Annotated in this window: 7 protein-coding genes; all 7 read right to left on the bottom strand. The window is 70.8% G+C overall.

What is annotated here, in order from left to right; genetic code table 11:
* Positions 1-3: 3 nt before the first annotated feature.
* Positions 4-510, bottom strand: coding sequence for a DUF1990 family protein (locus tag QF037_RS15630; protein ID WP_307025663.1), 507 nt, complete (start codon positions 508-510; stop codon positions 4-6).
* Positions 511-579: 69 nt separating this feature from the next.
* Positions 580-2,247 carry a M4 family metallopeptidase gene (locus tag QF037_RS15625; RefSeq protein ID WP_307025661.1) on the bottom strand — a complete coding sequence of 556 codons (1,668 nt, stop codon included), beginning with the start codon at positions 2,245-2,247 and terminating at the stop codon, positions 580-582.
* Between the two features lie 297 nt (positions 2,248-2,544).
* The gene (locus QF037_RS15620; protein WP_307025659.1) at positions 2,545-4,554 is read right to left on the bottom strand and encodes a M4 family metallopeptidase; all 2,010 of its coding nucleotides are present in this window, start codon (positions 4,552-4,554) and stop codon (positions 2,545-2,547) included.
* A gap of 304 nt (positions 4,555-4,858) precedes the next feature.
* A complete protein-coding gene (locus QF037_RS15615) occupies positions 4,859-6,610 on the bottom strand; it encodes an ABC transporter ATP-binding protein (protein ID WP_307025657.1) in 1,752 nt (583 codons plus the stop codon).
* On the bottom strand, positions 6,607-8,391 hold the full coding sequence (locus tag QF037_RS15610) for an ABC transporter ATP-binding protein (protein ID WP_307025656.1): 1,785 nt from the start codon (positions 8,389-8,391) through the stop codon (positions 6,607-6,609). The genes QF037_RS15615 and QF037_RS15610 overlap by 4 nt, the downstream gene beginning before the upstream one ends.
* 19 nt (positions 8,392-8,410) lie before the next feature.
* Positions 8,411-10,273 carry an ABC transporter ATP-binding protein gene (locus tag QF037_RS15605; RefSeq protein ID WP_307025654.1) on the bottom strand — a complete coding sequence of 621 codons (1,863 nt, stop codon included), beginning with the start codon at positions 10,271-10,273 and terminating at the stop codon, positions 8,411-8,413.
* Positions 10,270-12,039: an ABC transporter ATP-binding protein gene (locus tag QF037_RS15600; RefSeq protein WP_307025652.1), complete on the bottom strand. Its 1,770-nt coding sequence runs from the start codon at positions 12,037-12,039 to the stop codon at positions 10,270-10,272. The genes QF037_RS15605 and QF037_RS15600 overlap by 4 nt, the downstream gene beginning before the upstream one ends.
* Positions 12,040-12,109: the final 70 nt, after the last annotated feature.

Here is a 12,109-nt window from a genome sequence, read left to right as displayed (position 1 = left end):
GACTCAGTCCTCGTCCCCGCCGCTCAGCCGCCGCAACACCACCCCGCACCTGCGCGCATACGCGTGCTGCAACCCCCGGGTCGCCGGCCCGCCCGCCTTGGCGTACCACTTCGCGGCCCGGCTGAACGCGGAGACGGTGAGCCAGACCGTGCCGTCCCCCGTCCGGTCCACGACGAAGGACTCCTCGCCGCACTCGGGGTGGCCGGAGAGCGTGCCGTACGCCCAGCCCGCGCGGCGGTGTTCCTCCACCGTCCAGACCACACGGCAGGGTGCCTTGATGAGGCCGGCCAGCGTCACCGTGACGTCCACGTCGGGCGCCGCGCGTTCCGCGGAGGCGTCGATGCCCATGCCCAGCGCCCGGTGCATCTCCCAGGTCAGGACCGCTTCCGAGGCGCGGCGGAAGACCTCTTCGCCCTCGCCGATGCGGTTGCGGACGTGGAGGGGGCGGAAGCCGGGCGGGCAGAAACCGTTCCGCTGGGTCGCGCCTACGTCGTCGTACGTGAAGGACATGGGAGACAAGGGTAGGGCGGCACCCAGGAATGCCTTCGTCCCGGGTACCGCCCAGCGAGCCCCCTCGGGCTAGCTCACGTTGACCGCGGACCAGGCGGCGGCGACCGCCTTGTACTCGGTGCTGGTGGAGCCGTACAGGGCGGAGGCCGCCGAGAGCGTGCCCGTGCGTGCCGCCTTGTAGTTGGTCGTCGACGTGAAGTACGTCGTCAGCGCCTTGTACCAGATCTGGAGCGCCTTCGCGCGGCCGATGCCGGTGACCGTGGAGCTGTTGGACGTGGGCGAGTTGTAGCTCACGCCGTTGATCGTCTTCGCGCCGCTGCCCTCCGAGAGGAGGTAGAAGAAGTGGTTCGCGACGCCGGACGAGTAGTGGACGTCCAGGTTGCCGACCGAGGAGGACCAGGAGTCCGCCGAGCCGCCGTCCTTGCTGGGCTTGTCCATGTAGCGCAGCGGGGAGCCGTCGCCGTTGATGTCGATCTCCTCGCCGATGAGGTAGTCACCGACGTCGTTGGGGTTGGCCGCGTAGAACTCGACACCCGTGCCGAAGATGTCCGAGGTCGCCTCGTTGAGGCCGCCGGACTCACCGCTGTAGTTCAGACCGGCCGTGTTCGAGGTGACACCGTGGCTCATCTCGTGGCCGGCCACGTCCAGCGAGGTCAGCGGGTGCGTGTTGGTCTCGCCGTCGCCGTACGTCATGCAGAAGCAGCTGTCGTCCCAGAACGCGTTGACGTACGCGTTGCCGTAGTGGACCCGGGAGTAGGCCGCGACCCCGTTGTTCTTGATGCCGGAGCGGCCGAAGGTGGACTTGTAGAAGTCCCAGGTGGTCGCCGCGCCGTAGGCGGCGTCGACGGCCGCCGTCTGGTCGGTGGTGGAGCTGGAGGCGGCTCCGGTGCCCCACGTGTTGTCGGCGTCCGTGAAGAGCGTGCCCGCGGAGGAGCTGGTGCCGTGGGCCTTGTTGTACGTCTTGTGGCTGCCGCGCGTGCCGTCGGTCAGCTGGTACGTCGAGCCCGACAGGGTGGTCTCCAGGCTGACCGTGCCCGAGTACAGGCTCTTGCCGGTGCCGGTCGCGTTCTCGATGCCCTGGTACTCGAAGAGCTTCTTGCCGGTGGCCGCGTCGGTGATGACGTGCAACTGGTTGGGGGTGCCGTCGTCCTGGAAGCCGCCGACGATCGTCTCGTAGGCGAGGACGGGGGTGCCCGAGCCGGCCCAGACGACCTTGCGCGCGCCGTCGGCGGCGGTCTTCTCCGAGCCCGCGGCCTTGGCGATGGTCAGCGCCTGCTTCTCGGCCTTGGCGACGGTGAGCTTCGGGGTCAGGGAGGAGACCTTGATGGTTCTGGTCGTCGCCTTGGACACGCCCTTGGCCGCACCGGACTTCGACTCGTGGACGACCAGGTCGCCACCGAGGACCGGCAGACCGGCGTAGGTGCGCTCGTAACGGGTGTGGACGGTGCCGTCGGCGTCCTTCACGACGTCCTTGACGACCAGCTTCTCCTTGGCGCCGAGGCCTATCTCCCGGGCGGTGTCGGAGGCGTCGGCCTGCTGCTGCTTGATGAGCGTGGTGCGCGCGGCGGGAGACAGCTGGAGGGGGGCGGCGGCGAGGGTGGCCTTGCCGGTGGCTTCCGCCGGGCTCTGCGCCGCGGCGCTGCCGGTGGTCAGACCGGTGGCGAGGAGAGCTCCGGCCGCGACAGCGGTGGCGATGGCCAGAGTGGTGTGCTTGCGACGCGCGTAGACGGGGGTCACACAAGCTCCTTAGTGGGGGAGCCCGGACGGCTGTGGGGCAACCGGCCGGGGTGGTTGTGAAGTTGTGCGGCGGGTGTGAGGAAGAGTGGCATCAGGGCCGCATAAATGTCATGACCCCGTCGTGATGTTGGCCGAAAACCAGCGACTGAGTGAACATTGCCGCAATGTAAAGCGACTTGACCTCGGCAAAGGCCCAACAAGCCCTCGGTAAGGCGCTGGCAAAAAGAGGGCGCCGCCCCGGGGAGTCGAACCACCGGGACGGCGCCCTGTCCTTCAGCCGATCGGCACCCACCCGGTCTACGGGAAGGTGAGCTTCCAGCTGTTGATGTAGCCGGTGTCGATCGCCGCGTTGTCCTGAACCCTCAACAGCCAGGTCCCGTTGGCGACTTCGGAGGACGCGTTCACCGTGTAGGTGGTGTTGAGGTTGTCCGTGCTCCCACCGGTGCCGTACGCCTTCAGCGTGTACGCCGAGCCGTCGGGGGCGACCAGCTGGACCTGGAGGTCACCGATGTAGGTGTGCACGATGTCGACCGCGACCGCGAGGTTCGACGGCGCGTTGCCCGTACGGCCGGACACCGTGATCGGGGACGTCACCGCGGCCCCGTTGTCCGGAATCGATACGTCGGTCGTGCTCTCGAAGGAGGTGCCGCCGCCACCGCCACCGCCGGGACGCGAACCGACCGCCACGCCCGCCCAGGCGTTCTGGACCGCCGTGTACTCCGCGCTCGTCGTGCCGTACAGCTCACCCGTCGCCGCGAGGGTGCCGGTGCGGGCCGCCGCGTAGTTGGTCGTGGAGGTGAACTTCGTGGTCAGCGCGCGGAACCAGATCTTCTCCGCCTTGTCGCGGCCGATACCGGTGACCGGAAGGCCGTCCGCGGTGGGCGAGTTGTAGCTGACGCCGTTGATGGTCTTGGCGCCGCTGCCCTCGGACAGGAGGTAGAAGAAGTGGTTCGCCGGTCCGGACGAGTAGTGCACGTCGGCGTTGCCGATGCTGGACGTCCAGTTGTTGTACGACGAGCCGTCCTTGCTCGGCTGGTCCATGTACCGCAGCGGCGTGCCGTCGCCGTTGATGTTGATCTCCTCGCCGATGAGGTAGTCACCGACGTCGGAGGAGTTGTTGGCGTAGAACTCGACGGTCGAACCGAAGATGTCCGAGGTCGCCTCGTTCAGACCGCCGGACTCGCCGCTGTAGTTGAGTCCGGCCGTGTTCGAGGTGAGCCCGTGGGTCATCTCGTGTGCGGCCACGTCGATCGACGTGAGCGGGTTGGTGTTGCCCGAGCCGTCGCCGTACGTCATGCAGAAGCAGCTGTCGGACCAGAACGCGTTGACGTAGTTGTTGCCGTAGTGGACGCGGGAGTACGCCCCGACGCCGTCACCGCGGATGCCGCTGCGGCCGTGCACGTTCTTGTAGTAGTCCCACGTCAGGGCGGCACCGTAGTGCGCGTCCGCGCCGGCCGACTCCAGGTTGGACGGGCTGCCGTTGCCCCAGATGTCGTCCGGACCGGAGAAGAGGGTGCCGGTGCCGGAGGTGCCGCGGTTGAGGTTGTACGTCTTGTGGCCGCCGCGGGTGCCGTCCGTGAGGTTGTAGGTCGACCCGGACTGTGTGGTGCCGAGGGTGACCGTGCCCGAGTACACCGTGTTGCCGGTGCCGGTCTCGATGGCCTCCCACTCGTACAGCTTCGCGCCGGTCGCCGCGTCCGTGACGACGTGCAGCTCCTGCGGGGTGCCGTCGTGCTGGAAGCCGCCCACGACCGTCTCGTACGCCAGGGTCGGCTTGCCGTCGCCCGCCCAGATCACCTTGCGCGGGGCGCGGTTGACGGCGGGGCTCTTGGCGTCCTCCGCCTTCGCGGCGCCGAGGGCCTGGCTCTTGGCCTTGGCGGCGGAGACGGCGGCCGTGGTGGTGGCCGGCTTGATGGCGGCGCGGGTCGCCTTCACGACGGACTCGGTCGCGTCGGCCTTCGTGGACTCCACGACGAGGTCGCCGCCGAGGACGGGCAGACCGTCGTAGGTGCGCTCGTAGCGGGTGTGGAGGGTTCCGTTGCCGTCCTTGAGGACGTCACGGACGACCAGCTTCTCCTTGGCGCCCAGGCCCAGTTCCTTGGCGGTGTCCGCCTTGGTGGCGTTGGCCGTGCGGATCAGCTCGGCGCGCTGGGCGGGGGTGAGTTTGACGGACTCGGCGCCCGGTATGACCTTGCCCGCGGCCGACGGTGCCTTCTCCGGGGCTGCGGACGCGGCGCCCGACTGGACGGCCGCGGCGATCAGGGCGGACACGCCGACCAGGGCCACTGCGGCGGCCCGGCGGGGCATGGTGTGGGAGGTGCGTCTGTGGGAGGAACTCGCTCTCAACACTGACTCCTGCGTCTGCGGGCCGCGGGTCGCGCGGCCGGGGGAGACCGGGCGGCGGGTGGGCCGGCCGGGCAGAACGGGAATTGCGCGTGCGGGAGTTCGGCCGCGGCACAGCGCTGTGCGGGTGCTGTGGGGTTGCTGTGACGGGGCCGTGGGAAGAGTGGCAGCAGTTCGCGGTTTCTGTCAGGAGCGCGTCAGGAAGTTGGCTGGAAATCGTCCGTTGCCCGGATGGTCATGTTCGTTATACGGGCAATTTGCCTGCTCGTCAGGATGGCCGGTCCCCGTGCCACGAGTGCCACAGCGCCGCGTACGCCCCGTCCGCCGCCACCAGCTCCTCGTGCGAGCCCAGTTCGGTGAGCAGCCCGTCCTCCATCACCGCCACCCGGTCCGCGTCGTGCGCGGTGTGCAGCCGGTGCGCGATCGCGATGACGGTACGTCCCTCCAGTACGGCGGCCAGGGCGCGCTCGGTGTGCCGGGCGGCGGTCGGGTCGAGCAACGCCGTGGCCTCGTCGAGGATCAGGGTGTGCGGGTCGGCCAGGACCACCCGGGCCAGGGCCAGCTGCTGGGCCTGCGAGCCGTCGGTGGGGCGACCGCCGTCGCCCAGCGCGGTGTCGAGGCCGTCGGGCAGCTCCCGCACCCAGGCGTCGGCGCCGACCGCGGCCAGCGCGGACCACAACTCCTCGTCCCCGGCGGACGGTTCGGCGATCAGCAGATTGTCCCGGACCGAGCCCAGGAACACATGGTGCTCCTGCGTGACCAGGACGACCTGGCGGCGCAGCTGCTCGGGGCCGAGCTCGACGACGGGCACCCCGCCGACCGTCACGCTGCCCGCGCTGGGCGCGTCGACGCCCGCGATGAGCCGGCTGAGCGTGGTCTTCCCGGCACCGGACGGCCCCACGACCGCGAGCCGCTCCCCGGGCCGTACCGTCAGATCGACCCCGTGCAGCACCTCGCCGCCCCGGCCGTAGGAATACCGCACGCCGGTCACGTCGATCCGGTCACCGGCCGGGGACAGGACCTTGGCATCGGTGGCCCGCGGAGCGCGCGCCAGCCCCTCCACGCGGGCGAACGAGGCACTGGCGCTCTGTAGTTGCTCGACCCGGACCAGGATCTGGTCGAGCGGGTTGACCAGCTGGTTGAGATAGAGGGCGGCCGCCACGACCGAGCCCAGGCTCATCGCCCCGTGCGTGTGCAGGAGTCCGCCGATGATCAGGATCCCGGTGATGGGGATGATGTACGACACCTCCACCGAGGGGAAGAACACGCTGCGCAGGTAGAGGGTGTGGAAGCGGGTGCGCCGGGCGGTCTCGAGGGTGTCCCGGCCGGCCCGGACACGCCGCTCCTCCAGCCGGAGCGCCTCCACCGTACGGGCGCCCGCCGCCGTCGCCGCGACGATCTCGGCGACGTCCGAGGTCGCCGCGCCCTCGGCGAGATAGCCCTCCCGGGCCCGGCGCAGATACCAGCGCAGGGCGAACCAGATCGGGGTGAGGCCGAGTACGCCCACGGCGCCGAGGACGGGATCGATCAGGAAGATGGCGACGAGCGCGAACAGGAACCGTACGGAGTTGATGAACAGGTCGGGACCGGCGTCGCGCAGTGTCGTGCCGACCGTGGCCACGTCCGCCGTACCGCGGGCGGTGAGGTCGCCCGTTCCCGCGCGTTCCACCACGGACGCGGGCAGGGCGAGCGTGCGGTCCACGAACTCCTCGCGGACACGGGCGAGGGTGCGTTCGCCGAAGCGGTGGCCCACGTAACGGGCCCAGCGGGCGAGCAGCAACTCCGCGAGGGAGCACACCAGCAGGGCGAGGGCGAGCCGGTCCACGGCGCCCACTCCGCTGCCCGCGCGGACCTCGTCGATGATTCTGCCGAGCAGCCAGGGGCCGCCGAGGCCGGTGATCGCGGCCAGTGCGTTGAGGGCGAGGGCGGCGGTGAAGGCTTGGCCGTCGGCCCGGATCAGGCGGAGCGAGGCCTTGCGTACGTCCGCGGGTTCGGCGACGGGCAGGTGTCCGGACGTCACCGTACGGCCTCCTCGGAGTCGGTGTCCCTGGCGACGAGCTGGCGGTAGCCGGGGGTGGTGTCGAGGAGCCGGCGGTGGGTGCCGGTGGCTGCGACCTTGCCGTCGACCAGGTAGAGGACGGTGTCCATGTGGTCCAGGACCAGGGGGGAGGTGGTGGTGACGACGGTGGTACGACCGTCGCGGGCGGCGCGGAGTCGGTCGGCGACGCGGGCCTCGGTGTGGGCGTCCAGGGCCGAGGTGGGTTCTGTGGCGAGGAGTACTTCCGGGTCGGCGGCGAGGGCTCTTGCGAGGCGGATGCGTTGGCGTTGACCGCCGGAGAGGTTGCGGGCCTGGGCGTCGATCTGTGAGTCCAGGGCGTCCGGGAGGGCCTGGACTATGTCGTCCGCTACCGCTGCGTGGAGGGCTCGGGAGATCTGCGCTTCAGGGGGTGCCTCGGGTTGTCGCATGGCGTCTGCGGGTTCGTTGTGGCTGGTCGCGCAGTTCCCCGCGCCCCTAAGGGCGTCTCCGGCGCCGTCTATTACGTTGCGCAGGGTGTCCGCGAATACGTCCGCCTCGTGGTCCGCCACCAGGATGCGGGCGCGGATCTGCGTCAACGGGATCTCGTCCAGGGGGATTTCGCCCCAGGTCGTTCGCGACGGGGTGTATCTGCCCAGGCGGTCGATCACCGTTGCCGCGTCCGCCGGATGTGCGCTCGCCAGTGCTGTCAGGCGGCCCGGTCGGACTTTCACGCCCGACTCGGGGTCGTGGAGTACCGACGGTTCCGCGGGAGCCGGCCTTGTGCCCGCGTCCTCCATCGGCTCCAGGCGCAGGAAACGTACGACGCGGCTGGCCGCCACCACGCCCCGGCTCAGCATGTAGCCGCACTCGACCCAGAACGCCACCGGGCCCACCAGGACCGCGACATAGCCGTAGACCGAGACCAGCTCGCCCACGGTGATGTCGCCCTGGGCGGCGAGGCGGGCGGCCAGCCAGGTCACCACGGACAGGAAGACCGTCGGGAGGCCCACGCCGAGGGACTGGACCCAGCTGGTGACCGCGCCGACGCGGTAGCCCTGCGCGCGCAGATGCTGGGAGTCGCGGTGGAAGGCGTCCGCGACCAGGCCCTTGCCGCCGAGGCCGTTGAGGACGCGGAGGCCGCTCGCGAGGTCGGCGATGCGGGCGGTGAGGACGCCCTGCCGCTCGCGGTACTCGGTCTCCGTGCCCTGGAGACGGGCGAGGAGAGGGCCGACGAGGACGACGATCGCGGGGATGCCCAGCAGCACCACGGCCGCGATCAGCGGTGAGACCGAGACCAGCAGTCCGGCGATCGTCAGATAGGCGATGACGGCCCCGACACCCGGGCCGACCACGGTCAGGGCCTGGGCGATCGTCTGTACGTCGCCCACTCCGATCGTGACGACCTCCCCGGCGCCCGCCCGGCGTGACAGGGCGGCGCCGAGCCGGACGGCGTGGCCGACGACGACCTTCACCGTGCGGAAGTTGGCGTCCATCCGCACCCGGGTCATCGTGCGGTGCCGCATGATGCTCAGCCACGCGTTGAACGACCCCACCACGAAGAGGACCGCGGACCAGCCGGTCAGCGCGCCGAGGTCGCCCGGTTCCAGACCCTCGTCGATCGCCTTGGCCATCAGGTACGGCGTCGCGGCCAGCAGCACCATCCAGGTACTGGCGATCACCGCCCCGAGGGCGCACCGGCCCGCCTGGCACCGCACCAGCCACCACAGGTACCACCAGCCGCCCCGCGCGTCGGGCGTGCCGGGATCCTCGTACGCGTCGATCACCTGTCGTTCCCCCGATTCCCTACGCCAGACTGTCCCGCCACGCCCGGTGCAGATCCGCGAACCTGCCCGTCCCCGCGATGAGTTCGTCCGGCGGGCCGTCCTCGACGATCCGGCCGTGCTCCATCACCAGCACCCGGTCCGCGATCCCGACCGTGGAGAGACGGTGGGCGATCACCACCGCGGTACGGCCGTGCAGGACCGTCGACATCGCCCGCTGCACGGCCCGTTCGCCCGGGATGTCCAGCGAGCTGGTCGCCTCGTCCAGGATGAGCACCGCCGGGTCGGCGAGCAACGCCCTCGCGAACGCGACGAGTTGACGCTGACCGGCGGAGATGCGGCCGCCCCGCTTGCGTACGTCCGTGTCGTAGCCGTCGGGCAGGGCGCTGATGAACTCATGGGCGCCGATCGCCTTCGCGGCCTGCTCGATGTCCTCGCGGGTGGCGTCCGGGCGGCCGATGGCGATGTTGTCGGCGACCGTGCCGGAGAACAGGAAGGCCTCCTGCGTCACCATGACGACCCCGCGCCGCAGTTCGGGCACGGCCAGCTCGCGCAGATCGACCCCGTCGAGCAGGACGCGGCCCTCGGAGGGGTCGTAGAAGCGGGCGAGGAGCTTGGCCAGCGTGGACTTGCCGGCACCGGTGGAGCCGACCACCGCGACCGTCTGCCCGGCGGGGAGGGCGAGGTCGAAGGGGGGCAGGACCTCGCCGCCGGTGCGGTAGGCGAACCGGACGCCGTCGAAGACGACCTCGCGGCCGGGGTGCTCGGACTCCAGGGGCGGAAGCTGCCGCGGCTCGGACGGCTCCGGCACCGACGGCGTCTGCGCGAGCAGGCCCGCGATCTTCTCCAGCGAGGCCGCCGCCGACTGGTACGAGTTGAGGAACATGCCGAGCCGGTCGATCGGGTCGTACAGCCGCCGCAGATACAGCACCGCCGCGGCCAGCACACCGAGCTCCAGCGTGCCGCCCGCCACCCGGTAGGCGCCCCACAGCACGATCAGCGCGACGGCCGTGTTGGCGACCAGCCGGGAGCCGACCACATAGCGGGCCATCTCGATGAGCGCGTCGCCGTTGGTGCGCTCGTGCCGCTTGTTGAGCACGGCGAAGTCGGCGTCGTTGGCCGCCTCGCGGCGGAAGGCGCGCACCGGGCGGATGCCGTTCATCGTCTCGACGAACTTCACGATCACGGCGGCGATCGCCGTGGACCGCCGGGTGTACACCTCTCCCGCGCGCCGCTGGTAGATCCGTATGAGGAGATAGAGCGGCACGAACGACGCCACCGCCACCGCGCCGAGGCCCAGATCCAGCCAGAGCAGCAGCGCCGAGATGTAGACGAAGGACAGGACGACCGTCACCAGTTCCTGGAGCCCCTCGTTCAGGAGCTCGCGCAGCGACTCGACGTCCGCCGTGGAGCGGGAGATGAGCCGGCCCGAGGTGTAGCGCTCGTGGAAGTCGACGCTGAGGGCCTGCGCATGGCGGAAGATACGGCCGCGCAGGTCGAGGAGCACATCCTGGTTGACCCGCGCCGAGGCGAGGATGAACACGTACTGCAACCCGCCCGCGGCCAGCGCGCACAGCAGATAGCCGACGCCCACGGCGATCAGCGGGCCGTGGCGGTCCTCGCGGAACGCCGGGACGGCCCTGTCGATCGCGTACGCCACCAGCAGCGGGCCCGCCTGCACCGCCGCCTGCTGGAGCAGCAGCAGGAACGCGGCACCGAGGGCGCGGGCCCGCATCGGCGCGAGCAGGGAACGCAGGAGGTTCGAGGTCGCCCGGGGCGGTACGGGCAGGACGTCACGGTCGAAGGGATCGCCGCCGCCCGCGGACTTGTGGCCGTCCGGTTCCTCGTCGGCGGCGGTGGGCGCGGCCTTCGTCGGCGCCGTCATCGGTCCTCCCCCGTCTCCCCGGACCCCGCCATGAGGTGGGCGTACTCGGCGTTCGTGCGCAGCAGTTCGTGGTGGGTGCCCACGGCGGTGATCCGGCCCTCCGACAGCAGGGCGACCCGGTCGGCGAGCAGCACGGTCGAGGGCCGGTGCGCCACGATGAGCGCGGTGGTCTCGGCGAGCACCTCCCGCAGCGCGGCCTCCACGGCGGCCTCGGTGTGCACGTCCAGGGCGGACAGGGGGTCGTCGAGGACGAGGAACCGGGGCTGCCCGACCACCGCCCTCGCGAGAGCGAGGCGCTGCCGCTGGCCGCCGGAGAGGCTGAGGCCCTGTTCTCCGACCTGGGTGTCGGTGCCGTGGGGGAGGGCGTGCACGAAGTCGGCCTGGGCGACGGCGAGGGCCCGGTCGAGGTCCCCTTCCTCGGCGCCCATCAGCACGTTCTCGCCGACGCTCGCGGAGAAGAGGGTGGGTTCCTCGAAGGCCACGGCGACGAGCGAACGCAGCTCCTCGCGGGACATCGCGGTGATGTCCTCGCCGTCGAGCGTGATCCGCCCCGAGGTCGTCTCGTGGAGCCGGGGAACGAGCGCGGTGAGGGTGGTCTTGCCGCTGCCGGTGGCGCCGACGAGGGCCATGGACTCGCCGGGGCGTATGTGGAGGTCTATGCGGTCGAGGACGGGCGGGGAGTCGAGGGGTGCGTCGGGGTACCGGAAGACGACACCGTCGAACCGCAGCCCGCTGTCCTCTCGGTCGCCGTCGGCCACGCCGACCGTCGCGTCCTCCGGCACTTCGTCCATCACCTCGAAGTACCGTTCCGTCGCGCTCGCCGCGTCCTGGCTGATCGCCAGCAGGAAGCCGATCGAGTCGATGGGCCACCGCAGCGCCAGAGCCGTGGACAGAAAGGCGACCAGGGTCCCCGCCGACAGGTCCCCGTCGGCGACCTGTACCGACCCCAGCACCAGCGCGGCCCCGATGGCGATCTCCGGCAGCGTCACGATGACACCCCAGATCGACGCGAGGAGCCGGGCCTTGCGCAGCTCCGTCCCGCGCAGGGTCCGCGACAGTTCACGGAACGCCCGCGCCTGGCTCCGGTGCCGACCGAAGCCCTTGATGATGCGGATGCCGAGCACGCTCTCCTCGACGACCGTCGTCAGATCGCCGACCTGGTCCTGGGCGAGCCGCGCCACATGGAAGTACCGCCGCTCGAAGAGCACGCAGGTGACGATCACGGGCAGGGCGGGCCCCAGGATCACCAGCCCGAGCGCCCAGTCCTGGAGCAGCATGATGATCACGCCGATGAGGATCGTCACCGCGTTGACCAGCAGGAACGTCAGCGGGAACGCCAGGAACATCCGCACCAGCATCAGGTCGGTGGTGGCGCGCGACAGCAGCTGTCCCGATGCCCACCGGTCGTGGAAGGACACCGGCAGCCGCTGCAGATGCCCGTACAGATCCGCCCGCATCTCCGCCTCGACATGGGACAGCGGCCGCGCCACCAGCCACCGCCGCAGCCCGAACAGCAGCGCCTCCCCGAGCCCGAGCAGCAGCAGGAACAGCGCGCCGAGCCACACGCCCGCCGGATCCTGGTCGGCGACCGGTCCGTCCACCATCCACTTCAGGACGAGCGGGATCACCAGCCCCGCACAGGACGCGAGGATCGCCACCGCCGCGGCGCCGAGCAGCCGCGCCCGGACGGGCCTGACGTACGGCCACAGGCGCAGCAGGGTACGGACGGCGGAGTGTTCCTTGGTGGTGGCACGTGTCGAGGGCATCAGCAGTGAGCCTACAAATCGGCACTGACAACGCCCACCGAGTTTTGGCCGGACCCGAATCGGCCGCTGG

This window comes from Streptomyces canus, from assembly GCF_030815415.1.
Taxonomy (GTDB): domain Bacteria; phylum Actinomycetota; class Actinomycetes; order Streptomycetales; family Streptomycetaceae; genus Streptomyces; species Streptomyces canus_F.
Note: the sequence above shows the minus strand (reverse complement) of the source record. Positions and strands in the feature narration are given on the sequence as shown.